The 24732-nt window shown below is 38.7% G+C and carries 22 protein-coding genes and 1 tRNA gene; 13 read left to right on the top strand and 10 right to left on the bottom strand.

Features of this window, described 5'->3' with window-relative positions; genetic code table 11:
* The first annotated feature begins 261 nt into the window (after nt 1-261).
* The 3 genes from QT327_RS14745 to QT327_RS14755 all read left to right on the top strand — a co-directional run bounded on the left by QT327_RS14745 (nt 262) and on the right by QT327_RS14755 (nt 2578).
* Nucleotides 262-927, top strand: coding sequence for a FadR/GntR family transcriptional regulator (locus QT327_RS14745; RefSeq protein ID WP_013667103.1), 666 nt, complete (start codon nt 262-264; stop codon nt 925-927).
* Nucleotides 928-958: 31 nt separating this feature from the next.
* Complete coding sequence (locus QT327_RS14750; protein WP_130855866.1) at nt 959-2176, top strand: MFS transporter; 1218 nt, start codon at nt 959-961, stop codon at nt 2174-2176.
* Nucleotides 2177-2272: 96 nt separating this feature from the next.
* Nucleotides 2273-2578, top strand: coding sequence for a hypothetical protein (locus QT327_RS14755; protein ID WP_013667105.1), 306 nt, complete (start codon nt 2273-2275; stop codon nt 2576-2578).
* A gap of 76 nt (nt 2579-2654) precedes the next feature.
* Here QT327_RS14755 and QT327_RS14760 read toward each other — a convergent pair whose 3' ends face one another.
* From QT327_RS14760 to QT327_RS14780, 5 genes are all read right to left on the bottom strand, one after another.
* Nucleotides 2655-2873 carry a hypothetical protein gene (locus tag QT327_RS14760; RefSeq protein WP_013667106.1) on the bottom strand — a complete coding sequence of 73 codons (219 nt, stop codon included), beginning with the start codon at nt 2871-2873 and terminating at the stop codon, nt 2655-2657.
* Nucleotides 2874-2909: 36 nt separating this feature from the next.
* On the bottom strand, nt 2910-5186 hold the full coding sequence (locus QT327_RS14765) for a cation:proton antiporter domain-containing protein (protein WP_130855865.1): 2277 nt from the start codon (nt 5184-5186) through the stop codon (nt 2910-2912).
* Nucleotides 5187-5290: 104 nt separating this feature from the next.
* Complete coding sequence (locus tag QT327_RS14770) at nt 5291-5611, bottom strand: LytTR family transcriptional regulator DNA-binding domain-containing protein (protein ID WP_289553187.1); 321 nt, start codon at nt 5609-5611, stop codon at nt 5291-5293.
* Nucleotides 5608-5994, bottom strand: a complete 387-nt coding sequence (locus QT327_RS14775; protein WP_289553188.1) for a LytR/AlgR family response regulator transcription factor — start codon at nt 5992-5994, stop codon at nt 5608-5610. Before QT327_RS14775 ends, QT327_RS14770 begins: the two co-directional genes overlap by 4 nt.
* Nucleotides 5991-6734 (bottom strand): histidine kinase, encoded by a 744-nt coding sequence (locus QT327_RS14780; protein WP_130855863.1) that lies wholly within the window; start codon nt 6732-6734, stop codon nt 5991-5993. The genes QT327_RS14775 and QT327_RS14780 overlap by 4 nt, the downstream gene beginning before the upstream one ends.
* 307 nt (nt 6735-7041) lie before the next feature.
* Here QT327_RS14780 and QT327_RS28525 point away from each other — a divergent pair, with 307 nt between their 5' ends.
* From QT327_RS28525 to QT327_RS14795, 4 genes are all read left to right on the top strand, one after another.
* The gene (locus tag QT327_RS28525) at nt 7042-8679 is read left to right on the top strand and encodes an AIR synthase-related protein (RefSeq protein ID WP_502910535.1); all 1638 of its coding nucleotides are present in this window, start codon (nt 7042-7044) and stop codon (nt 8677-8679) included.
* On the top strand, nt 8670-10700 hold the full coding sequence (purL, locus tag QT327_RS28530) for a phosphoribosylformylglycinamidine synthase (RefSeq protein ID WP_502910536.1): 2031 nt from the start codon (nt 8670-8672) through the stop codon (nt 10698-10700). The genes QT327_RS28525 and purL overlap by 10 nt, the downstream gene beginning before the upstream one ends.
* 660 nt (nt 10701-11360) lie before the next feature.
* On the top strand, nt 11361-13829 hold the full coding sequence (locus QT327_RS14790) for a TonB-dependent receptor (protein ID WP_130855861.1): 2469 nt from the start codon (nt 11361-11363) through the stop codon (nt 13827-13829).
* Nucleotides 13830-13991: 162 nt separating this feature from the next.
* Entirely contained in the window at nt 13992-14249 is a 258-nt protein-coding gene (locus QT327_RS14795) for a hypothetical protein (protein WP_130855860.1), read from the top strand.
* 18 nt (nt 14250-14267) lie between these two features.
* Here the strand turns inward: QT327_RS14795 and QT327_RS14800 are convergent, their stop codons facing one another.
* Nucleotides 14268-14441, bottom strand: a complete 174-nt coding sequence (locus tag QT327_RS14800; RefSeq protein WP_013667113.1) for a DUF6496 domain-containing protein — start codon at nt 14439-14441, stop codon at nt 14268-14270.
* A 249-nt stretch (nt 14442-14690) separates the two neighbouring features.
* Between QT327_RS14800 and QT327_RS14805 the strand changes: the two genes are divergently transcribed.
* The 3 genes from QT327_RS14805 to QT327_RS14815 all read left to right on the top strand — a co-directional run bounded on the left by QT327_RS14805 (nt 14691) and on the right by QT327_RS14815 (nt 16561).
* A complete protein-coding gene (locus QT327_RS14805) occupies nt 14691-15881 on the top strand; it encodes a sensor histidine kinase (RefSeq protein ID WP_130855859.1) in 1191 nt (396 codons plus the stop codon).
* A 69-nt stretch (nt 15882-15950) separates the two neighbouring features.
* Nucleotides 15951-16394 carry a hypothetical protein gene (locus QT327_RS14810; RefSeq protein ID WP_130855858.1) on the top strand — a complete coding sequence of 148 codons (444 nt, stop codon included), beginning with the start codon at nt 15951-15953 and terminating at the stop codon, nt 16392-16394.
* Between the two features lie 91 nt (nt 16395-16485).
* A tRNA-Gly gene (locus QT327_RS14815) sits at nt 16486-16561 on the top strand.
* Nucleotides 16562-16588: 27 nt separating this feature from the next.
* Here QT327_RS14815 and QT327_RS14820 read toward each other — a convergent pair.
* Nucleotides 16589-19654 carry an SbcC/MukB-like Walker B domain-containing protein gene (locus tag QT327_RS14820; protein ID WP_130855857.1) on the bottom strand — a complete coding sequence of 1022 codons (3066 nt, stop codon included), beginning with the start codon at nt 19652-19654 and terminating at the stop codon, nt 16589-16591.
* Nucleotides 19651-20874 carry a metallophosphoesterase family protein gene (locus tag QT327_RS14825; RefSeq protein WP_289553191.1) on the bottom strand — a complete coding sequence of 408 codons (1224 nt, stop codon included), beginning with the start codon at nt 20872-20874 and terminating at the stop codon, nt 19651-19653. Before QT327_RS14825 ends, QT327_RS14820 begins: the two co-directional genes overlap by 4 nt.
* Before the next feature lie 131 nt (nt 20875-21005).
* Between QT327_RS14825 and QT327_RS14830 the strand changes: the two genes are divergently transcribed.
* The 3 genes from QT327_RS14830 (at nt 21006) to QT327_RS14840 (ending at nt 23339) form a co-directional block, all read left to right on the top strand.
* Nucleotides 21006-21839: a sulfite exporter TauE/SafE family protein gene (locus tag QT327_RS14830; RefSeq protein WP_130855855.1), complete on the top strand. Its 834-nt coding sequence runs from the start codon at nt 21006-21008 to the stop codon at nt 21837-21839.
* A gap of 32 nt (nt 21840-21871) precedes the next feature.
* Nucleotides 21872-22261, top strand: coding sequence for a DUF1634 domain-containing protein (locus tag QT327_RS14835; RefSeq protein WP_013667119.1), 390 nt, complete (start codon nt 21872-21874; stop codon nt 22259-22261).
* A gap of 97 nt (nt 22262-22358) precedes the next feature.
* Nucleotides 22359-23339 carry a 2-hydroxyacid dehydrogenase gene (locus QT327_RS14840; RefSeq protein WP_013667120.1) on the top strand — a complete coding sequence of 327 codons (981 nt, stop codon included), beginning with the start codon at nt 22359-22361 and terminating at the stop codon, nt 23337-23339.
* Between the two features lie 115 nt (nt 23340-23454).
* Here QT327_RS14840 and QT327_RS14845 read toward each other — a convergent pair whose 3' ends face one another.
* Together QT327_RS14845 and QT327_RS14850 are read right to left on the bottom strand one after the other, a co-directional pair.
* Nucleotides 23455-23652: a cold-shock protein gene (locus QT327_RS14845; protein ID WP_013667121.1), complete on the bottom strand. Its 198-nt coding sequence runs from the start codon at nt 23650-23652 to the stop codon at nt 23455-23457.
* A gap of 311 nt (nt 23653-23963) precedes the next feature.
* Nucleotides 23964-24599 carry a peroxiredoxin gene (locus tag QT327_RS14850; protein WP_013667122.1) on the bottom strand — a complete coding sequence of 212 codons (636 nt, stop codon included), beginning with the start codon at nt 24597-24599 and terminating at the stop codon, nt 23964-23966.
* Nucleotides 24600-24732 lie beyond the last annotated feature (133 nt).

Consider the following 24732-nt stretch of genomic DNA (forward strand, 5'->3'; position numbering starts at 1 on the left):
TTAAAATGATCTATCCAATATACGCTCATATCAGTCTTCTATTTTTTACAAAAAACACTTTCTTTTCCATTAAACACTAAAAAAATATTTTTTGCAGTTCATCGCAAGGCACCTTCATGTTGATGGATTAAATGAGGTAAACAATATAAAACACAACACTAAGAAGAATAATGTACAACAATCTCTCGATGGGCTTTGATTTTATAAATCATTTATTACATTTGTACATTCATCTGATGATATGATGAATAAAGTAGTATAATGAAAACAGTAATACAGCGAAAATCACTTGCCGACGAAGTGGCATCTAAACTTCAAAAACAAATTCTTAACGGAAATTATAAATTACATGAGAAGCTTCCGATCGAATCGGAGTTAATGAAGTCTTTTGGAGTTGGTCGTTCTACTATTAGGGAAGCCGTTAAAATCTTAGTTAATTCCGGTTTATTGCGAGTACAACAAGGTATCGGTACTTTTGTGGAAAATAATCATATTCATAAGGAGCCTATCGAACAGCGATTTAAACGGGCAGACTTTAAAGAACTGGATGAGGTTAGGCAATTGTTGGAAATGAAGATTGCGGAGAAAGCCGCAATTAACCGAACAGAACGAGATATTATTCAGATACAAACTCATCTATATGCTCGTAAAAAAGCTGCTGATGCTGATTCGCTGGAAAACTGCATTGACGCCGACGTTAACTTTCATATTTCCATTGCAGAGGCGTCACAAAATGAGATTTTAACGGACTTATATAAAATGGTTTCGATTCATTTAAAAAATTGGTTCCATAGTATATATTCGGATACTTCTGTTTTTAGGAATACACAGCAACTCCACGAGCAGCTTCTAAAAGATATAATTGCAGGCAACGCCAAAAAAGCTTGGAACACAGCAGCAAAAATAATCGGACACATTTCACAATAATCAAAAATCTCTAATTCTCCAATCTAAAAAAATGAAAACGCTTACCAATAGCACGCTTGATTCTGACGTAAGAAAAACAGTTTATTCAATCCTCTTTACCATTAGTTTCACGCATTTATTAAATGATATGATCCAGTCGGTAATCCCTGCAATCTATCCATTAATAAAGAGCAATTTCCATTTATCATTTACACAAATCGGAATGATAACTTTTACATTTCAGCTAACCGCTTCTCTATTGCAACCTTTTGTAGGCTATTACACCGATCGAACTCCACGTCCTTATTCGCTTGCAATCGGCATGGCGTTTACGCTGTTTGGCCTGATCTTATTATCAACAGCTAACGGATTCATTCCCATACTAATAGCAGTAAGTTTAATTGGAATGGGATCTTCTGTATTTCATCCTGAATCTTCCAGAGTGGCACACTTAGCGTCTGGTGGAAAAAAAGGATTGGCGCAATCTATTTTTCAACTGGGCGGTAATGCCGGCAGTGCCATTGGTCCATTGTTGGCTGCCTTAATAGTAGTTCCTTATGGACAACTTAATATTATTTGGTTTGCCTTGGCGGCTATTTTGGCTATCATAGTTCTTTTGCAAATCGGGAAATGGTATAAAGAACATCTGTATCTAAAAAGCGTCAAATCGGGTAAAACAACAATAAGCACACCTGTTTTTTCTAAGAAACGTATTCTCACAGCGCTCGGGATCCTGCTTGTCTTAATATTCTCTAAATATTTCTACATGGCTAGTATGACCAGTTATTTTACGTTCTACCTAATTGAGAAATTTCATCTTAGTGTACAACAATCTCAACTGTACTTATTTGCTTTTCTAGCATCTGTAGCAGCTGGTACAATGATTGGGGGGCCCTTGGGAGATCGCTTTGGAAGAAAGTATATTATCTGGATATCCATATTAGGGGCTGCTCCCTTTACGCTGCTTCTACCTTTTGCAAATTTATTCTGGACAGGTATTTTAGCCGTACTTATAGGGGTAATTATATCATCGGCTTTTTCGGCAATTTTAGTCTATGCTACAGACTTAGTTCCTGACAAAGTTGGTATGATTGCAGGTCTTTTTTTCGGATTTGCCTTCGGGATGGGCGGTGTAGGATCGGCTTTATTGGGGTGGTTAGCCGATCATACAAGTATCAATTATGTATTTAAAATATGTGCCTTTTTGCCGCTAATAGGAATTATAACAGGTTTTCTCCCGAATGTAGAAAGTCAACGCAAAAGGTCGTGATAACCTTTTGCGCATTTTTTTACGCTTTTCTGTGTACTTTATGTATATACAGCTATTGTTGTTAATACCTAGTTTTACCCATAACAATAAAGTATTATGGGAAACTTTGTCGCACTCAATGACTTTGCTGATCATCTTAAAAGGTTTTTTCTACAACACCCGGAAAGATTGCCGAAAGGAATAGATATAAAGAATCTGGAAGTTAAACCTTTTCAAAACGCTTGGATAGACAAGCGCCTGACGTCAGACTATGAATATGTACGTTATATGGATGTATTATTTTATGGAAATGAAAGTACGGTTGACAATCATTTTCATAGTTTTATTATTACCTACTCTTGTGATAAACATGTTATAGAAGTCACGAAAATGGAGTTTTACAACAACTTAACATCTGCCTAATATTTTTTATATCACCAACCAACCTTAAAATCCCGGTATTATATCCGGGATTTTTTGATTATCAGGTTAAAAACAGCTATTCTTCGTACATACGAATAGCGTGAATACCAATCTTCCCTAATTCATTGATGACTTCCAGATAATTTATGCCAATACCGTTTATTATTAACAGTTTATAAATGGATTCGATATCGAGCCTCCAATGATTTAGGCCTTTAATATTTTCTAACGCGCTCAGTAGTTTGTTCTTAATAAGAGGCGTTTGAATATCAGTCTTGAATATTAAAGTCTCCATAATTAAAATTTATGTTACCAAATGCTTATTTACGAGCTAGGGTTTTAGAATAAGTACAGAAGGAGTTTCAGCCAACCAGACACTTCTTGATTCAACTGCCTTCTTCCAGCTATCCAGACTAACGAGCAGCAAATCTTTCTGGCCCAATAATGCCTTATTCATCGTTCTTTCGTCTATTACTGACAGGTGATTTGATGCTACCACATCAATCGCTCTGATAGCTTCTTTAAACTCAATATTCTGTTTAATGACACCTGCAATATCCATGATATAAATCTTGACGCCGCCATTCTGTATAAGTTTCTGAATATAAATCAATAGGAAGCTATCACTCAAGGAGAATATTGGCACGATCACTTCTTTTATTTCCCTTAATTGTTTGTCAATCAATATGCCTGTCGGAATTTTCGAGTGCTTCAATATATACTTGGTTCGTTCGTCGAATACACCAAAAGAAAAAAAGTTACCTTTCGTTTTAAACGTCTCATATAACCTTTCGGGATTTACAACGGTAGAGGTGAGCCCCAATATCCGACCTAACAATGTGCCTTCAAATACAGATTTGCCAACACCAACTAAGAGTAGATCAAATTCGCCTTTGTTGGCTGTTTCTATAATATCATCATCGATATTATCTGAAGGCTTGAACAGTGAAACAACGGACTGCCCTAACTCCTTTGACTCAGATTCTATTGGCGCAAAGCTTTCTTTTTCATATTCGAATGCGTTGAATTGATTCAATTCGTTTGCAATGGAAAGATGTAATGCTGTAACACTTACCGTATCTTTTGTTTTTCTAGTTAGACTATTGGCTAGTCGTACGAGCAGACGACCTGTTAGTGGATTACCAAAGGCGATCAGAATATTGTATTTATCAACCTGTAATGCCGGAAGTGAATTCTCCTCCTGCTTATCCTTAAAAAAATAGTTAATAAATGCTAGAGAAGGGCCTGTCATAAAGGTAGTAACCAGGGCCATAAGTACCAACATAGCAAAAACTTCGGGAGAAAGCACGCCAAGATCATATCCAATATTAAGTGCTACAAGCTCCATTAATCCACGCGTATTCATTAATGCACCTATTGTCAGGCTTCCTTTCCAACTTTGCCCTACAAATCTTGCGGCTATTGCGCTTCCCGCAAACTTCCCTACTACAGCTACTAAAATGAAAACAAGGCACAACCCCCATAGCTCGGGTTCATTTAACAGTCCTATTTGCGTACGCAAACCGGTAAAAACGAAAAAAAGAGGTAGCAAGAGGACAAGGGCTAAGTCCTCTACCTTTTCAATAAAGATGTTTCTGAAATTTATATTAGCGGGCATGATTACGCCTGCCATAAAGGCTCCAAATAGGGCATGGATGCCGATCACTTCTGTGCTCCAAGAGGATAACAGTAAGATTACGAAAAAGATACCTACGATTGGCTTGCTTAAACTCTCTTTAGTGGAATAAAGATCTCCTATTCTCTTTAAAAAAGGTCTAACAAATTTTAGCATGAGTGCTACATAAGCTACAGATAATAAAATAGTGTAAAGGGCGCTAGCAAGGGAACCTGCCTTCACAATAGCAATTACAGCCGCGAGTATACACCAGGCCGTTATATCATCAGCTGCGGCACATGTAATGGCCATAGCACCTAATTTGGTTTTTGAAAGTCCACGCTCTTGCACAATCCGAGCTAATACGGGGAAAGCAGTAATGCTCATGGAGATACCAATAAACAGTGCATAAGAAATGAAATTGACACCCTCAGGTGCTGTTTCCTGATAAATGAAATAGGCCAACGCAACGCCGAGGGCGAAAGGAAAAATTATACTGGCGTGACTCACTACTACAGCTTCATGCGCTTTGTTTCTTAAAATGCCTAAATCAAGTTCCATCCCCACAACAAACATAAAAAGTATAAGACCGATCTGGCTCATAATACCTAGATTCCCCAGTGAGCTTGCGGGAAAAAGAACCGCTGAAAAATCTGGAAAATAGGCGCCTAACAATGAAGGTCCTAATACGATCCCGGCGATTATTTCACCAATTACGCTCGGCTGACCAATTTTTCTACACATATAGCCAAAGCATCTAGCAACCAGTATAATGGCGATGATCTGTAATAATAAAGTGGCTAACGGATAAGAAAAGTTATATTTTAATGAATCGATAAAGTGACTCCAGGCTGAGCCTGAAACTCCTATCTGTTCCACTTTTACATTTTTTTCAAATTCTAAGTTAGCACCTTGAATGATCAGCAAGTAGATGAACAGAGAAAAGCCCCCAATACTCACCACGTAAAATACGAAATCTTTATATCGCCTCATTATGAAAATTTTTAAAGTACTTTTACGAATTTAGAACTTAGGTATCCTTTATGAAAGCGCTGACAGTCTATTCTGTAACCAACGAGAAATAAAATGTAATAAAGTTAAGCGCCGAACATCGCAAGAAAATCTTTACGATAATGTTCATTCAAGGAGAAGACAAAAGACTTGGATCCTACTAATAGGGTAACCTGATTATGGGTAAAGGCATGTACACACCGAGTGGCAATAATTGTCTGTCGGTTGATGCGCACAAAAGCGTCTCGCGGAAGAAGCTTAACGAGTTGTTCAAATGAAATATTTTTTAACGTTACTTCCCTTCCATCGTCATAGATCACCCTCTTGTCTCTTTTATCAACTTCAGAGACCACAATAAATGCAATCATTGCAAAGTGTAATAGTATTTTCCCTTTATTGCTGTTCAACTGGACGTACTGGGGAAGCTCTTCCCGTTGGAGGAAATTATATGATTTATCAAAAGCTTTTTTAATCGATCAAACTGAATAGGTTTTATAATGTAGTCTACAGCATCCAATTCATAGGCTTCGGCGGCAAATTCTTTATAAGCGGTAGTAAATATGATGGCTTTTCCTTCCAGTTTACCGGCCAACTCCATTCCGTTCATTTGCGGCATTTCAATATCGAGGACGCATACATTAAAATCCAGCTGATCAACCTCTTCTAGCATTCGCAAAGGGTTATTAAATGCCTTGACAACTTCAACATTACTAAACCCTTCGCAAATCGATCGCAAGTACCGAAGTGCGGGCAGCTCATCATCCAATAAAATACACCTTAATTCCTTCACAGTATTTTTATTCTTAGTTCGGTAATGAAAATTCCATTATTTATCGATTCCTTACAAGAATACCCTCCTTCGCCGTAAACAGAAGAAAGCTGATCTAAATAGATCGTATTTCCTAATCCTCCCTTCGTATTTAACGGTACCGGCAAATCATTGATTTTATTAGCTACCTGCAGTACAAACCAGGAATCATTTTCAAAAGAGAAGCTGACGCTTATAAAGGCGTTGTCACTTTGAAGATCGGCATGTTTAAAAGCATTTTCTATGGGATTTATAAATGTCAGCGGTGCGATTACAGCTTGGTTGCAACGGGGATCTCCCTCGTCTATTCTATTCTTTATGCGTATATCGAACAACGGACTCGTTTTTAATCGATTTATCTCAATAAAATTGCGTGCAAACGCTATCTCTTCCTTTATCGTTACTAAACGTCCGTCGGTGTCATATAAAATATAGTCTAACACGCCTGATAGTTTATCCAAGGCATAGTAGCTTTGGTAAGCATGTGATTGGATCGCATTCAGAGCATTTCTGAATAGATGAGGATTCAGCTTATACCGAAGCTGCTCTGCATGAACGCCTGTGTATTTTTTTTCAATTTCTTCATACTTCGTCTTTAACCTCAAATTTTCCTCCTTTAATTGCTCCTGGTTTTTCCACAAAAACAATAATACAATAATGGATGCCAGTAGCAAAATGGCTAAACCTATAGTGGAAACCAAATATATTGTATCGGTTATCATGAGTTTCAAAATACACAAATAATAAAAGGCTAATATATTCTATTTCCCGAAAAAATCAGGTGAATAACTAAAAGCAATATTGCATGGAACCGCGACTGTAGATGTAAAAGTGAATTTCTTATCATTTTACATTTTACTTACAAAATTAAAAACGGACAAATTCATGTTTAATTTCCTTTAACTTGATGATTTTATTTCTATTAGAACTTTTTCAGGCTAGAATACTTGCGGGATACGGTTTGCTATCTCTTTCTTACATTGCATTTAAAAGCAATTTTGCCTAATTTTGCGGCACGTATAAAACATCATGATTTACTTCTTCAAAAACCCTCACCACACCATTTTTGCTTTACAAATAGAACGGCCAATAACAGCCAATGAAACAGCTAAACTAATATGGCTTTTTGGTGGAGCTGAATTACATACAGGCGAAAGTCTGGAAGGTTCTTTTATCGGCCCTCGAGCTACCATGATAACGCCTTGGAGTACGAATGCAGTGGAGATAACGCAAAATATGGGAATTTCCGATATTCTTCGAATAGAGGAATTTAAGGAGGTTAGCCCTGATTTTACTGACTTTGACCACATGCTATTGCAAAAATATAATGGATTAAGTCAAGACATCTTCACGGTTCGTTTAAAACCCGAACCTATATTAGAAGTAGAAGATATAGCAGCCTATAATCAAAAGGAGGGCCTTTCTTTAAGTGATGAGGAGGTTGACTACCTTAATGCGTTGGCTAAAAAACTCGGCAGAAAACTTACGGATTCTGAAGTGTTTGGTTTTTCTCAAGTTAACTCGGAACACTGTCGACATAAAATATTTAATGGTACTTTTATAATTGACGGCGTAGAACAACCGACTTCTTTATTTAAGTTGATCAGAAAAACCTCTGAGAAGAACCCAAATGATATCGTTTCTGCTTATAAGGATAACGTGGCTTTTATAAAGGGGCCTAAATTACAACAATTCGCCCCGCTACGAGCTGATCAACCTGACTATTACGCCATCAAAGAGTTCAACTCAGTCATTTCCCTTAAAGCGGAGACTCATAACTTCCCCACAACCGTTGAACCTTTCAATGGAGCAGCAACAGGCTCTGGAGGCGAAATAAGAGACCGTCTCGCAGGAGGACAGGGTTCTTTGCCGTTGGCCGGAACTGCTGTATATATGACTGCGTTCTCGCGTTTGGAGGAGAATAGACCTTGGGAAAAAGCCATGGAAGAGCGGGATTGGCTTTATCAAACGCCAATGGATATCTTAATAAAAGCATCCAATGGCGCATCTGATTTCGGAAATAAATTCGGCCAGCCTCTTATCGCGGGTTCTGTTCTTACTTTTGAACATGAGGAGGATGCTCGTAAGCTAGGTTTCGATAAAGTAATTATGCTGGCTGGGGGAGTTGGATATGGTAAAGAAGAACAATCAAAAAAAATGCAGCCTAGCCCAGGTGATAAAATTGTTGTACTAGGTGGCGAAAACTATCGTATCGGAATGGGCGGTGCAGCAGTTTCTTCAGCTGATACAGGGGCTTTTGGCTCCGGTATTGAATTAAATGCTATTCAACGATCCAACCCGGAAATGCAAAAGAGAGCTGCAAACGCAATTCGTGGCTTAGTTGAGAGCGATCATAACACCATTGTTTCTATACATGATCACGGTGCCGGTGGTCACTTAAATTGTCTTTCCGAGTTAATTGAAAGTACGGGAGGACAAATTGATCTAGATCAACTTCCTGTGGGCGATCCTACTTTGTCTGCAAAGGAAATTATCGGCAACGAATCACAGGAACGTATGGGCTTGGTTATTGCTGAAGAACATCTGCAAATGCTAAAGAAAATTGCCGACCGCGAACGTTCACCAATCTATACAGTAGGTCAGGTCACAGGCGATTACCGTTTACCATCGCTTCTTCAAGCAATGGATCCAAACCGATGGATTTAGCTTTAAACGATATGTTCGGTAGTTCGCCAAAAACAATTATGGAAGATAAAACCGTAAAAAGGGTATATCGGGATCTTTCCTACAGCGAGACTCATTTGGACCAATACCTCCATCAGTTATTACAACTCGAAGCAGTGGCCTGCAAAGATTGGTTAACAAACAAAGTAGACAGATGTGTCGGTGGACGAGTGGCTAAACAGCAATGTGCGGGTCCTCTTCAATTACCTTTAAACAACTGCGGCGTCATGGCCCTTGACTACCAAGGAAAAGACGGTGTGGCAACATCGGTGGGCCATGCTCCCCTATCTGCGCTAATCAATGCAGCGGCAGGCAGTCGTAATGCGGTAGCTGAATCATTATCCAATATAATTTGGGCACCGCTAAAGGATGGGCTACAAAGTGTTTCGTTGTCCGCAAACTGGATGTGGCCATGTAAAAATGATGGTGAAGATGCTCGTTTGTATGAAGCTGTCAAAGCTTGCTCTGATTTTGCTATTGATTTAGGTATCAACATACCGACAGGAAAGGATTCGCTTTCTATGAAGCAAAAATACTCGAATGGCGAAGTAATAGCACCTGGAACAGTTATCATATCTGCAGCTGCGCATTGCGTTGACATCACTGCCGTCGTAGAACCTGTATTGCAAAAAAATAAAGGGGCAATTTATTATATAAACCTTTCCGGAGATAAACCTAAATTGGGCGGATCATCCTTCGCTCAAATTTTAAACTGTATAGGTAACGATACACCTGACATAATTGATCCTAACGCATTTAAAGAAGGATTCAATGCCGTACAGGAACTTATAAAATCCGGAAAGATACATGCAGGGCATGACATTGGAAGTGGCGGCTTGATCACCACGCTGTTGGAGATGTGCTTTGCCGATCGTCACCTTGGAGCTCAAATTGATTTATCCGCTTTAGAAGAACAAGATAGTATCAAACTTCTGTTTGCAGAGAATGTGGGTGTAGTTTTTCAAGCGGATGAGTCTATTGAACTCGAGTTGAACAATAAAGGGGTGACCTTCCATAAGATCGGTCAGGTAAGCGATCAAGCGGTCTTAGAATTAACAAACAACGGTTCGAAATGGTCCTTTGACATAGATGAACTGCGAGATGTCTGGTTTAGAACTTCTTATCTGCTTGATCAAAAACAAAGTGGTGAGCAAAAGGCTACCGAGCGTTTCAAAAACTATAAAAACCATATACTGAAATATTCGTTTCCCAAGCATTTTGATGGTAAAAAACCACAAATTGATAATACCAAACCTAGACCAAAAGCTGCAGTGATTCGTGAAAAGGGAAGTAACTCGGAAAGAGAATTGGCTAACGCCATGTATCTAGCTGGTTTTGATGTGAAAGATGTTCATATGACCGACTTAATTTCCGGGCGGGAAAATTTGGAAGACATCCAATTTATTGGTGCTGTCGGAGGTTTCTCCAATTCAGATGTTTTGGGATCGGCAAAGGGCTGGGCGGGAGCGTTTATGTATAACGAAAAAGCCCGAGTTGCACTCGAAAACTTCTTTAAACGTCCTGATACACTGTCTGTTGGTATTTGTAATGGATGCCAACTCTTTATTGAACTTGGCCTTATTAATCCCGACCATGAATCTAAACCCAAAATGTTACATAATGACAGCCATAAACACGAGAGCGGATTTACAGCACTGACAATACAGGAAAATAATTCGGTAATGCTTTCAAGTCTGGCCGGGTCGACTTTGGGGGTATGGATTTCACATGGTGAAGGTAAATTTCAACTTCCATATAGAGAAGACCAATATCATATCGTGGCGAAATACCATTATGAGACGTATCCTGCTAATCCAAATGGCTCTGATTACAATACCGCCATGTTATGTGATAAGTCGGGCAGACATCTTGTAATGATGCCTCATATCGAGCGTTCATTATTTAAGTGGCATTGGGCTCATTATCCAAGTGATAGGAATGACGAAATTTCTCCATGGATAGAAGCGTTCGTCAATGCTAGGAAATGGATTGAACAACATTAACAAAAAGCCCGGCTCTGCAGCCGGGCTTTTTGTTAATGCATATTTACGGACTGACAAATCATGCGGAATATTTATTGCACCTAAAAAGGAGAAAACAAAAGAACGGGTTCTTAACTACACATCAACTGCACGTTTACTGCGATCGGATTGTATAAGTAAAGCCCGTCGATATCAGTACTTTTGATCCAAATCAGAACGTGTCGGATGGCCGAGCGGTTAGGCGGAGCTCCGCAAGAGATCCCAGAGTGGTTCGAATCCACTTCCGACCTCCCCTTATAATATATCCCTCGCTTCTCTCACGATGCATACTTAACGGCACACAAAGCCATACTATCAGGGTTCATTTGCTTAGGGATTATTTATTTTCGAAAATATGTGATTACTTGCAACGTTTTGGCATTTTGAGCGTCTATAAGTCAGTAAGCACATTAAACACGCATAAAAAAATTAAACCTTACTGATCAATGGAACATCAAAAGAATAAAACAATCCTTTGTCAAAAGCTAAATCGTCCTTTTAGTCTGCAACAACTAATCCTCTAGCACAATCGAAAATTTACCCAATAAAACAGGTCGTTTACCGAGATTTTGAATGCATTTACCTAATTCATCTTCAAGAACATGTATATGATAAATACTTTTGGCAAAAAGAAATTTAGCCATGAATATTCCAAACACACACAAAAAACATTATAAACCAATGCCTTTATTGAGAATCTCTGTACTAACCCTATTTTTTTTCTATTCTTTCATTATCTGCGTGCTGGCACAAGAGAAAGCAAATATTCAAGGAACCGTGAAGGACCAAACAGGTGCACCTGTTGACTTAGCGACAATCATTTTGCTCAGGGCCGCAGATTCATCTTATATTCGCTCAGTATTCAGTGACCAGAAAGGTAACTATCAGATACCTGCGGTAGACGAAGGGAAGTATATATTATCTGCATCTATGATCGGCTTCCGCAAGACTTATTTACCTATTGCGATAAGATCCGGACAAAAAACGATACAAGCAGCTTCTTTTGTTCTAATGCCAGAGACAAATGCACTAAAAGAGGTAACTGTTACGGCTAGTACCCCTTCCATCGAACGTAAGGATGGCGCCTTGGTTGTAAATGTCGCTAATACTGCACTAGCAGCAGGTAACAGTGCAATGGATATATTAGAACGATCACCTGGCGTAAGTGTTGACAAAGATGGGAATATAAGCCTCATGGGACGTCAAGGCGTAACAGTTATGATAGATGGGAAACAAACCTATCTATCTGCTGAACAATTAGCTAATATGTTAAAATCGATGGACGGCAATAACGTGCAATCCATTGAATTAAACACCAATCCTTCCGCGAAATATGATGCAGCAGGTACTGCCGGGATTATTAACATCAAATTGAAGAAAAATAATATGGAGGGTACCAATGGAACATTGAGTTTGAGCGGAGGATACGGCCGTACCCATAAGTCGAATAATTCATTGCAAATTAATCACAAAACAGGTAAAGTCAATCTTTTCGGAAATTATAGCTACGTTAACAGCAATTTTAATAACACACTGGAGTTATATAGAATTGTTGGGCAAAGCGCGTCGGCAAAAGTATTCGATCAATTTGCTGATTTCCAAAATGAACGCGCGAGCAGCAGTATAAGGGGTGGTATTGATTATAAAACATCGGAACGGAATACATTAAGCGGTTTATTCTCCGGCTTTTTCTTGCAAGGAAATGATCATTCCACCAGTAACAACCGGATTTCAGATTTAAATGCCCCTCTGGATTCTACACTTACAACGCTAAATCGCGGTCGAAACAAGTATAACAATCTGTCCTTTAACGTTAATAACACGTTTAATATCGATACCAATGGACGTAAACTTGTTGCTGAAGTAGATGTTTCTAGATTCAGTGATAAAACATCCAACTACTATGACAATTATTTTTATAGATCGAACGGTGAGAACTTACGAAGCCCGGAATTCATCTTAAACGATATGCCTTCAATCATCAATATACAGACAGCGAAGATTGATTACACTCATCCGTTAAATTCTAAAAGTAAAATCGAACTGGGAATGAAATACAGCAGCGTGAAAAGTGACAACAACATGGGCTTTTACAATCAGATAAATGGTGACTGGCAAAATAACGAAAATCGCTCGAATCATTTTATATATAAAGAACGGGTTAGCGCTGCTTATGCGATCTACAATCAAACCATTAACAAAACCGAGATTAAAGCCGGTTTACGTGCCGAACATACTTATTCTGACGGTAATTCGATAACGATGAATGTGAGAAATAAACGGAATTATCTAAGTCTCTTTCCAAACATCAGCTTAAATCAACAACTATCTGATAAGCAAAGTATAGGCCTGTCCTACAGTCGAAGAATAAATCGGCCAAATTATGGAAACCTCAATCCGTTTTTGTTCTATGTTGACCCTTACAGCTATCAACAAGGAAATCCATTTCTGAACCCGTCATATACAAATTCTTACGAATTAAGCTATACACTTCTAAAGAAATATACGTTAACAGCAGGATACCAGAAAACCAAAGATATGGTTGGAGAAATGATGTACCAAGATGATGAAACTAATATAGTGTATGTAACGAATGAGAATATCGCAAGCGAAAATGTATATTTTGCAAATTTGAATATTCCTTTAGAACTTGGTAAAGTCTGGAGTAGTAACACAAATATTAATGCCATGCATCTCGGTTATAAGGCAGATATTCCTGCCGCGCCTATAGATTTCGGCCAATTCGCCGTACAAGCGAACAGCAATCATACATTCAATGTAACGCAGAGTTTACGTTTCGAAGCTACCCTGCAGTATCGCTCTCCTCTACGGTGGAGCATTTACCAGATCGGCACGTCATGGGGATTAGATCTCGGTGTTAACAAATCATTCTGGAATAAAAAAGCGCAGGTAAAATTTGCAGTTACCGATATATTTAATACGCGACCAAACACAGTCAAAACAGACTACTCAAATTTGAATGTCCGTGTTTTCAACACGTGGGAAAGTCGCGTGGCCCGGTTGACTTTTACATTTAACTTTGGGAATCAAAAGCTGAAAATATCTGAAAGAAATTTAGATAGCTCAGAGAAAAACCGCGTAGGGAAATAAAAATATTTTCATGTGTGTTTGTGCCGCTGCCGTCGTGAGATGACAGCGGCTTTTGTCATAAATAATATGTGCTGATCAACTAATTGCCTATGATCAATCACAAACATAATGCAATAAATTACAACAATTAGTTGGGAATTGTTGTTTCCATAAGACAGGTTTTTGAAGAAAGTTATGACATATCAAAAAAAACAACCCGCTATATCAAATATGCAATACACTCGACGTTTATTGCAAAATGGTAAAATCCAACTAGACATTAACGGTCATATTGATAATGAGTACTTCGAAGCGACTGCAATTGTAAGCCAAGCCGATGCTGACAACGACAAGGGTTTAAATCAATTACTCACAAACCATCTATTGCAAGCAAGAGAAAAAACCATCATGCTGAAAAAAAATAAGGATTCTACTAAATAGTGATGTTGTGAAACTTACTTATTTTTTCTTTGGCACTTTAGCGCCTTCTTTTCTCGCTTCCGATAAGCCAATGGCTACAGCCTGTTTTTTTGAAGTGACTTTCTTTCCGCTTCCGCTCTTCAGTTTACCTTCTTTCATTTCATGCATAGTTTCTTCAACCTTCTCACTTGCCTTTTTTGAATACTTTGCCATAATATTGCTTAATTTGTGTATCTAAGAACAAAAGAAAGACTTAGATGTTTCGTATAAAATATAAAAGTTTTAGTAGTTCAAGGATATTGTTCGTTAGAGAGTTATGCGCAACAATCTAAAGATATAGTGGCGTAAATAAGAATTCCGTCCTCAGAAAACGCAATTTCGTGTAATTTTTTTTATTAGTAAATAGGATTTATTGATATTAGTAAGTCAGATCAAACCACCTAACGTTGTAAATTAGATTGTATGATACTGGTTTTTGATAGTTTAGCTGAAGCCAACAATTCTTTAATGAGAATTTTGGAAGCAAATAACCTGCCTGCCCAGGCTGCTATGTCGACGGATGAAACACTGCAACATATCTTCACATATAAATATAAACTCTTAATACTAAGAGCGGACGCTTTTGAGGGTAGCGACGCGCAAGAAGTCTTAAGAGTAATGAATAATAACCCGAATGTAAAAGACACTCCCGTTCTGTTGATTACTCCGTCATCAATCAAACAGAAAATTAAGTTCGAAACGTATACCGGATTATGGCTGGATTGTCTCTTTGGGGATTACAGTACGGATTTCTTGATTTTTAAAATTAAATCCATTCAAGACAGACAAGAATATATTGCAGGATTGTACCATGATAATCGATTCTTAAAGGATGAGCTTCAGAAAACAAAAATGACCGAAGCCGCCAAAGAAGAATTTATCAGTATTGCGGGACATGAACTTAGTACGCCAATTACTTCTATAAATGCCTACCTACAATTGGCATTACGTAACGCTAACAGTCAAAACATCGAACAAACCATACAGCTATTATCTAAGGGCCTGAACCAAATCAATAAATTGAACCGTCTTGCAAAAGACCTTCTGGACTCTTCCAGATTACAAGCGGGAAAAATGGAGTATAATTTTGCTGTGTTTAATTGTCGGGATTTTCTAAGGCAAACGATAGAAAATGTCAGACATAGTTACCCTGATAGGCAGATTAACGTCAATTGTAATACAAAAGTATGGCTGGAAGGTGATCAGGAAAGACTAGAACAGGTGCTGACTAATTATTTAACAAATGCGCTTAAATACTCGCCTACTAGTACCGAAGTCCTTGTTTATACCGAGATTATCGATAAGAAATGGCTAAAGGTATGTGTGAAAGACCGTGGACAAGGTATTCCCAGAGAGAAGCAACCATATATATTTCATAAATACTATAGAGTGAGTGATGAGAAGCATAAACACCAAGGTTTAGGAATGGGTCTGTTTATTTGCGCACAAATTATTTCTCATCATAAGGGTAAATTCGGACTGGAAAGTGAACCTGGGAAAGGTTCAATTTTTTATTTTATGTTACCTATAAAAGCTACGAAAGAGAAAACCGAAGGACTTACCACAAGCTTTCCAAAAAGAAGTGCATTTTCTTCTTCTAATTTAAATAAGTAATGAAAACACCGAAAGTCCGTATCATCCTTCCCGAATATCTCTCCTATCCAAACCTCGCGCCATAAAACGATGGTAGAACGAATACTTCATTATCACTCATTTACCATACGCGTAGGTTATGAGCCTGGACTTATTCATATTACAAACAATATTAACCTATGGCGTTTTTTGGATAGTAATGTAAGAGAGAGAACGGAATGGTTAGCCAATGCTATACAACAGGATTATGAATCTATTTATGGGAATCCTCTTAAAATAAAGCGAAAATCTTTTCTTATGGAAATCTGGGGTCATTTATATTTCGAGTATTACCTTCTAAAACTGACACATTTTTTTGGTATTAATCATCAGTCAAAAACACTACAACACCTGTTACAACGTTCGGCATCGATAGATTGCGGTGAAAGTGCACAAGATAATAACCGCTTTATATGGGATTTCTTAGCATTGTTTTTTAAATTGTTCACCTATTTCCTTCCAAATAATATATCCTCAGAAGGCCTGAAGAAATAAAGGCCTGTATCAGTGAATGCTGTAAAAAGACCCAATTTTTTTACTTACCGCTTGCAAAGAATATTTATCTATCTTATATTTGTTTCCTCATGCGAAAATAGCTCAGTTGGTAGAGCGCAACCTTGCCAAGGTTGAGGTCGCGAGTTCGAACCTCGTTTTTCGCTCCAAAGGATCATGCTTCGGTGTGATCCTTTTTATTTAATTTCCCAACTTCCACTTATTTGAGTGCCCGTAAAAGGATCATTTTTAACCTTTAGATAAACATCTATTTCCTGCTGTAACTCCTCTACGTGAGAAATAACCCCCACAATTCTATTTTCGTTTCGTAATGTTTTCAACGTATCAAACGCCACTGCCAATGATTCCCGATCTAAAGAACCAAAGCCTTCATCTAAAAAGAAAAAATTTTGCTTGGATCGATTTTGTTGTTGTACAGATTCCGCAAGAGCTAAGGCTAGCGACAATGAAGCCTGAAAAGTCTGGCCGCCGGACAAGGTCTTGGCTAATCTGGTTTTACCATCATTTAAGTAATCTCTTACCTGAAATTCATTTTTATCGGTTACCTCCAGTCGCAATTGCTGCTGTGTAAGCTTATAAAAACGCTTGTTCGCTGCCTCACATAATTGTTGTAAGTAAACCGTGGATATATAACTAACAAAGCCACTTCCTTTAAATAGGCTTTTAAGAATAGTCAGGTTATCTGCTCGATGCTGTAAACGCGCCAAATCGTCTTCTAGTTGTTGTTTTTCTTCGAGTTGCTTTAGAAGCCTATCGTAATCTGCTTTGGCAGCAGCATATTTCTCTTGTTCTTGATTGAATCGATCCCTGAGCACTTCATAAGTGCTTAATGACCTTAGAAACAGCTCCTCATTGTAAACTTTATCGCTAGCCTCCGTAGCTAGCTTGGTATATTGTTCTTTCGCATTATATAATTGTTGGAAGAATAGGTCTACACTGCTTCGGACCTCTTCTACAGCAATTGCTAGATTTAATATATTTTTAACTTCATTCAAACTGCCATACTTCGATTTACTTAAAGAACCTCGTAACTGATCAGTAATAAAGTCCAGACGTTCCTGCTCGGCAGCTAAGTTTTCATTGACTGCCTGAAATCTTGCTTCCAACGATACTTTTAGCTGTTGCTCCTCCTGTACCAAAGCTTGAAGTTGCTCGTATTGATCGACAATAGCTTTACTTTCACTATCTATATCTAAAATACTGTTTTCCAGATAGTTTTTATCATATTGATAAACTTCATCTTCAGATAAGTTGTGAAGTTGTTTCGTGAGCATATTTAAGGCCCCAACCTTTACTCGTTCTTCTGCTACTATTTTTTGTATTCCGATTTCATATTGATCTCTATCTATTTCTGCTTTTTTCAAAATGGCATCATTTTCATTAATCTCCAGTTCCAGTCGTTCCAACTCTTTTTCTGCGGTTTTGTGTTCTTCAAGTAACCGATCAATAGTGCGGGCATCGTCTCTACCGCAAGTAGATTCCCAAATAAAGGATTGGAAATGTACTTGTAATGCCTGTTCGTCTGACTCGGCCCTAAAAAGGAGTTCGTCCCGACTCTTAAGAATGGTGGCTTTTTTTCCATCTAATATTTCAAGCTGGCGTATAAGTCCCTGCACGAGATTCCGTTCGTCCTTGAGATGTACAGATTTAGCATTTAATTGTTGGAGCTGATTTTCCACATCCTCTAAGACCATAACTTGAGGGTGCTCCAATGCTCCACAAAGCGGACAAGCTTCACCTCGCTGCAAGGCCGCGACAAAATCACCTAATTTAACTTGCATCCGGGCATGCGCAATTTCATTTGAAAGCTTATCGAGCTCAAAATCAATGGTCTTTATGCGTGTGTCTAATGATTCTTTATGATTTTGGATCGGAGTAGTTACCCCAACAAGTAAGTCGTCGATGGTACTTTCAAGTTGCTTTAAAGTTCCAGTTATATCATCAAGTGCTAATTGGCTTGTTTTTTTGTTTTTTTCTAAATGCTCGCGGGAAGTAAACCAATTTTTTATCTGCGATAAGGTGTTCAAATCCAGCTTTTCATTCCGTTTCTTTTTTAGTTTTTCTCGAAGCGCTAAGGCTATTTTTTCTCGATATATCTTCTCCTGCTGCGCTTTATGGACAAATTCTTTCCCCTTGATAATTCGTCCACTTAAATGATCGATATCTTCTTTTAACTGCAATATTTGCAAAGCAGTCCGATAATCGTTACGCTTTTGATTAAGGAGCTCAAGTGATTGATATTTCAACGTGATATTGGCAAGTTCTTGCTGTTGCTCCATCAGTAATGTTTCGCAGTTTTTGAGCTTATACTGATATTCTTTCAAGCTTTCTTTTCGCTTTTCTATTCCTGTTGCCAGCTCTTCCGCTCGTTGTATATTTACCTTAAAATAACGTTCGCAGTATTCATAATCACTCAATTGCTGTTTCAACTGCTGATATTCCGATGACTTAAGATGCAACTGCTTATAGGAGTTTTCAGCAGTTTTTAAGTCCTCAAATAATCGTTTCAATATCTCCTGCTCTTTTAGGTCGCTTTCTCTCTGTTGAAGCTCGGCCTTCATTGTCGAGACTTCTGCTGCCAAGCTTTGCAATTTTTGCAAAGCGAGACCAACATAGGTTTCATTTATTCCTTCAAAAACAGATAAACGTCCTTTTAGACGTTGGATCACTTCGTTGTTCTTTCGCTCTAAAGAGGCGGTCTGTTGAAAAAAATCATATTTGTCCAGCTGAAAAATATCTTTGAGCATTTCCGTTCGGGCTTTATCTGTCAGCTGTAAGAACTCTTGAAATTTGCCTTGTGGAATAATAATGGTACGTCTAAAGTTCTCGTAACTAAGTCCCAATAAAGGTGTCGCAGTTGTTACCTCCAAAGGTTGCCACATACCATTTTCAAACTTATAAGCAGACCGATCGAAAGTATTTACTTTCTCAAATTTCTTGCCATGGCGTTTCCCTTTAACGATAAATCGATACTGCTTTTCGTCGAAGTTGCTGAACACAAAATCAATGAGCAACTCATCCGATTTCAAGTTCATCATGTTATAGTTTCTATCGTCCCGGGTGCTCAGTCGTTCGGTTTCTCCGTACAAAGCAAAAGCAATCGCCTCCAAAACCGATGATTTGCCTGAACCCACGGAACCGAAAATGCCGAATAATTGTCCCTCAATTAGTCGAGCGAAATTAATCGTTTGCTCCTTTTGATAGGAAAAAAGTCCCTTTATAGTTAATGAAATTGGAATCATTCGTCTATCTGCTCTGCTCTTACTTCTGTAAATAGTTTTAACAAGTCCTCATTTGGTTGCTGTTTGTTCCTGAAGCTAAAATACTGGATAAATAATTCTTCGACTGACTGACTTAAATCGATTGTTCTAGTCTCTTCAGCTACATTTCCTTTGGTTTTTACTTCAGGAATGATAGTAACGATGCCGTCGTGGGCCTGTAGAAGTTGCTTTCGGTCTTCTGCATTCATGAAATCTTCACTTACCATTGTCAATTCAATCCAGGCAGGACCGCAGTGGTGCAACCATTCAAGAGCCTCTGATATACTTTCGAAACGTTTTTTATATAGTGGTTTTCCTGCTTTTAGTGGCAATTGCCGGAAATCTACTGCTCTGGCTGGCTCAGCTTCTATCAGTACTACATTTTTCTGTTGACCCGCTTCAGCAAAGCTATAACTTAATAAACTACTGCTATACACAATAGGCATGCGAGCTTTATCTATTTCCTGATATCGATGTAAATGCCCTAATGCCACATATTGTAAACTCTCCGGTATATTTTCGCTATAGACAGCCTGCGCACCACCAATGTGCAGTATAGGTTTTTCATCGATGGGTTCTTCGGGGGGGACTTCTCCCCTCTTCATAACGAAGAGGTGTGCCATTAATATATTTACGCCAAATTTGTCGCAATACTTTGTTGCCAGCTGCTCCCAATGGGCTTCCAAAATACTTCTCAATTCTTTCTCCTCATTATCCACACCCAAAAATGTTCTCAATCGATATTCGTTAGCGTAAGGCATTAACAGCAAACGAAGCGGATAATCGTATTTCGGAACCTTTATCTCGAGGAAGCCAGGTTCACTCTTAGTAATACAAAAGCCACCACACAATTCACCTACAGCGATTGTGGCCTGTGGATAACCGACGAACACAATCCCGCATTCACGAGCCAATACATCGGGGGCATCTATTCTATCGGGCGAATCATGATTACCAGCGATGGCGATAACAACTCGTTCACCATTCTTTGCCAATCTTTTCAAACTTCTATATAAAAGTTCCACGGCTTCAGCGGCCGGGTTAAAAGCGTCAAATAAGTCTCCGGCGACTAACACAACATCTATTTCCTCTTCATCTGCTAGGGCAATTAGCTCATCCAATACAGCGCGCTGCTCCTCTAGCCTTGAATACTTGTCTAATCTCTTACCTAAATGCCAATCGGCAGTATGGAGTATTTTCATAAGTCCATTATAGTTAATATAAGCAAAAAACGGAAATTTTTTTTAAAAGCTTTAAAAATAACGTCCACACTAGGCTATCTAATTGTATAATCCCCACAAATTGGCTAAGTTTGAAGCCAAACACCATATTAATGACAGTTTTAACTTTTACACTCATCTTGTTATTTGGGGCGTGCTGTGCTGGATTTATTGGATCGCTTACCGGACTTGGTGGAGGTGTGGTAATTATCCCGCTGTTGACAGTAGTATTGGGTGTTGATATACATTATGCTATTGGCGCTGCTCTTGTCTCGGTCATTGCCACATCTTCCGGATCAGCTGCAGCTTATGTAAGAGAAGGGATCACGAATATGCGCTTAGGAATGTTTCTAGAAATAGCGACAACGGCAGGCGCTGTGGGAGGAGCCTTGCTGGCCTCCATTGCACCAACCAGCTTAATCGCTATTCTATTTGGTTGTACCCTTATATTTTCAGCGTTAAATTCTTTGCGTAAAAAGGAAGAACACAATGTGAAATCCTCAAGCTCCTTGGCTTTAGCATTAAAGTTACCTTCAAGTTATCCCAGCACTTCCGGGATTATCTCCTATGGAACCAAAAACGTAATAGGCGGTTTTAGCATGATGGGTTTGGCGGGTATGCTTTCGGGATTACTTGGAATAGGATCCGGTGCCTTTAAAGTAATCGCTATGGATAATATTATGCGTATTCCTTTCAAGGTGTCAACAACCACTAGTAACTTTATGATGGGAGTCACTGCTACCGCCAGTGCTGTTATTTATTTGCAGAAAGGATATATCGAACCGGATATTTGCATGCCGGTGGTAATAGGTGTTTTATTGGGTGCTATGACGGGTGCTAAAGTCCTACTGAGGGCCAACCCAAAAAAATTAAGAATGTTTTTTGCCGTTATCATCATTATTTTGGCACTCAACATGATTTATAACGGCGCCGCCGGAAATATATAATATGATGAGAGGAAGCTCTAATTCAATAACGAATGCAAAATGAGAAAGTAAAAGATAGAGATATCCAGCTGGTTATAGGAAATCTATTGCGATACGGCGTTTGGACGGCGCTTGGTGTTGCCGCTTTGGGTGGATTGATTTATCTGTTCAATCATGAGCGTGAAACAATTCACTACGGTACCTTTATAGAGAAAGACATAGATATCTTAACATTATCTAAGCAAACACTTATTGGGGTGGCACATGGAAGAGGCGATGATGTAATCCTGCTGGGAATATTACTCTTGTTTTTAACACCAATTCTGCGTATAATATTTTCGTTAGTGGCTTTCTTGTTAGAGAAAGACTATCTTTATGTAGGAATTACACTACTTGTTATCGCAATAATCTGTTTTAGTATTTTTTTTGGTTTTGCCCATTAGCATCGTTCCGATTTAGGAATACCTAATGCAAGGGAACCACCTAAAGCAGGATTAACTATTTATCGTTAGTATAATTATTATAATAAAACGATTACGTATGACCGTATTTATCGACCGCATGATCCCGCAAATCGGCCTAGATCTTTTAAATGAGGCTGGCATAACTTATGAACAACACGTTGACAGAAGAGAACTTAGCACACAAGAGCTGATTGATCGCTGCAGTAAACACAACGCGTTGCTAACTGCCGGTTGGGGGCCGCTCAATAGTGAATTTATTGCAGCATGCAAGCATTTGAAAATCATCTCACTCCATTCTGTTGGCTATGACCGCGTTGATATTAAGGCGGCCACAAAATGGGGTATTCCTGTCGGCAATACGCCGGATGTATTAAGCGAAGCCACCGCTGACACCGCTTTTCTTTTAATGCTTGCTGTATCGCGGAAAGCACTGTACCTTCATAAAAAAATTATTAAAGGAGAATGGGGGTTTAGCCAACCAATAGATGATCTTGGTTTTTCCCTTCAGGGTAAAACGTTAGGCATATTTGGCTTAGGTAATATTGGTTGCGAACTAGCAAAAAAAGCAAAGGCGGCTTTTAATATGCCTATTATTTACCACAACCGTTCGCACAATAAAGAAGCCGAAAGAAACCTGGGGGCAAAACGTGTATCCTTCGACGACTTAGTAAGTCAAAGTGACGTTTTAGTTGCTTTCTCTTCTCTAACACCGGAGACGAAAAATAAGTTTAATAGAGACGTTTTCCGTAAAATGAAGCCGTCTGCCATTTTTATAAATCCTTCGCGAGGTGGCGTACACAATGAACCCGATCTCATCGAAGCCTTGCAGCAAGGTATAATATGGGGAGCCGGACTAGATGTAACTAATCCTGAGCCGATGCAAGCAGACAACCCGCTTCTCAATATGCCTAATGTAGCTGTTTTCCCTCATATAGGATCAAATACTGTAGAAGCGCGAAATGGGATGGCCAGTATTGCGGCTAAAAACGTTATCGCCGCGTTCCAGGGACGACCTTTATTACATATAGTCAACCCGGAAGTTTACGAACAGCACTGACGATCCGAAATTGAAGGTTACGAATTATTAATAAAAGGGTAACATAATATAGAACAGCCCGTAATAACGGGCTGTTAGAATTTCTTAATACAAGCTTAAGCAGAAGTTATACACACTAGATCTTCTTCACATTTACAGCCTGCTGGCCTTTTCTTCCATCGGCTACCTCAAACTCCACTCGATCATTATCTTTGATTGCATCTATTCCGCCCTTTACGTCTTTAAAGTGAACAAAAATGTCGGTCCCGTCTTCTTGAATAATAAATCCAAATCCCTTTTGCGCGTTGAACCATTTTACTTTTCCGGTTTTCATTAATAAAAAATTTGTTGTTGTACGATTGTTGTGGCCCTATATAGAAATACTGATGTATCATAATTTAGGAAACACAGGGTTAATTCTCAGTAATTTTGCTTAAAAAAATAGTCCACATTACTACCGGCGATGGTGAGAACCCGAACAGATTTATTTAAACTATACCAAACCTACTATAAAATTTTCAATTTTTCAATGATCAAGCAAAAAAATTGAACGGTATATGATAAGTTGTTTCATTGATATCATCGTTACTCACTGATTTGTTAAAAGTTCAGCTAATAGCTCATTAAGTTATTAGCTGATTACTCTTACTTATTCGGCTGTGGAGTTGTGCGCAAATAAGGTTTGATCTCCTTATAGCCTTTCGGAAATTTTGATGGAATATCCTCTGTTTTTATAGCCGGAACTACAATAACATCCTCTCCATCCTTCCAATCAGCAGGTGTTGCAACACTATAATTCTCGGTAAGTTGTAATGAATCAATCACACGCAAAATTTCCTGGAAATTTCTGCCTGTAGACGCAGGATAGGTAATCGTAAGCCGTACTTTTTTATTTGGATCGATGATATAAACCGAGCGCACAGTCGCAGTGGCAGATGCATTGGGATGAATCATTCCATAAGCTTCTGCTATTTTCCTGTCTTTGTCCGCAATAATCGGAAAGTTTACCTCCACATGCTGGGTTTCATTAATATCTTTTACCCATCCATGGTGATCCTCGACGCTGTCCACACTAAGTGCCAAGACTTTCACGTTACGCTTGTCAAACTCATGCTTCAGGGATGCTGTTTTTCCCAATTCAGTTGTGCATACCGGTGTATAATCAGATGGGTGAGAGTAAAGTACTACCCAACTGTCTCCAACGTAATCATAAAAATTAATATTTCCTTCTGTTGTGACCGCATCAAAGTTTGGTGCAACATCTCCTAGTTGTAAACTCATTATTTTTCCTCCTTTAAAGTTAATACAAAGTATATCAAATTAATCGACTTTTTTCGACAATAACAAACGCCGCCATCACAAATTTTACTTATAGCTGATTCGATCTACACCTATTACATTGACATTACATAAA

It is taken from the genome of Olivibacter sp. 47, from assembly GCF_030372825.1.
In the GTDB taxonomy this organism is placed as follows: Bacteria; Bacteroidota; Bacteroidia; order Sphingobacteriales; family Sphingobacteriaceae; genus Olivibacter; species Olivibacter oleidegradans.

Coding starts and splice junctions, on each gene's coding strand:
- QT327_RS14820 (WP_130855857.1), bottom strand. CDS start 19,654: ATGATTCCAATTTCATTAACTATAAAGGGACTTTTTTCCTATCAAAAG.
- QT327_RS14745 (WP_013667103.1), top strand. CDS start 262: ATGAAAACAGTAATACAGCGAAAATCACTTGCCGACGAAGTGGCATCT.
- QT327_RS14825 (WP_289553191.1), bottom strand. CDS start 20,874: ATGAAAATACTCCATACTGCCGATTGGCATTTAGGTAAGAGATTAGAC.
- QT327_RS14835 (WP_013667119.1), top strand. CDS start 21,872: ATGCAAAATGAGAAAGTAAAAGATAGAGATATCCAGCTGGTTATAGGA.
- QT327_RS14850 (WP_013667122.1), bottom strand. CDS start 24,599: ATGAGTTTACAACTAGGAGATGTTGCACCAAACTTTGATGCGGTCACA.
- QT327_RS14750 (WP_130855866.1), top strand. CDS start 959: ATGAAAACGCTTACCAATAGCACGCTTGATTCTGACGTAAGAAAAACA.
- QT327_RS28525 (WP_502910535.1), top strand. CDS start 7,042: ATGATTTACTTCTTCAAAAACCCTCACCACACCATTTTTGCTTTACAA.
- QT327_RS14755 (WP_013667105.1), top strand. CDS start 2,273: ATGGGAAACTTTGTCGCACTCAATGACTTTGCTGATCATCTTAAAAGG.
- QT327_RS14845 (WP_013667121.1), bottom strand. CDS start 23,652: ATGAAAACCGGAAAAGTAAAATGGTTCAACGCGCAAAAGGGATTTGGA.
- QT327_RS14805 (WP_130855859.1), top strand. CDS start 14,691: ATGATACTGGTTTTTGATAGTTTAGCTGAAGCCAACAATTCTTTAATG.
- QT327_RS14780 (WP_130855863.1), bottom strand. CDS start 6,734: ATGATAACCGATACAATATATTTGGTTTCCACTATAGGTTTAGCCATT.
- QT327_RS14760 (WP_013667106.1), bottom strand. CDS start 2,873: ATGGAGACTTTAATATTCAAGACTGATATTCAAACGCCTCTTATTAAG.
- QT327_RS14810 (WP_130855858.1), top strand. CDS start 15,951: ATGGTAGAACGAATACTTCATTATCACTCATTTACCATACGCGTAGGT.
- QT327_RS14790 (WP_130855861.1), top strand. CDS start 11,361: ATGAATATTCCAAACACACACAAAAAACATTATAAACCAATGCCTTTA.
- QT327_RS14840 (WP_013667120.1), top strand. CDS start 22,359: ATGACCGTATTTATCGACCGCATGATCCCGCAAATCGGCCTAGATCTT.
- QT327_RS14830 (WP_130855855.1), top strand. CDS start 21,006: ATGACAGTTTTAACTTTTACACTCATCTTGTTATTTGGGGCGTGCTGT.
- purL (WP_502910536.1), top strand. CDS start 8,670: ATGGATTTAGCTTTAAACGATATGTTCGGTAGTTCGCCAAAAACAATT.
- QT327_RS14765 (WP_130855865.1), bottom strand. CDS start 5,186: ATGAGGCGATATAAAGATTTCGTATTTTACGTGGTGAGTATTGGGGGC.
- QT327_RS14800 (WP_013667113.1), bottom strand. CDS start 14,441: ATGGCAAAGTATTCAAAAAAGGCAAGTGAGAAGGTTGAAGAAACTATG.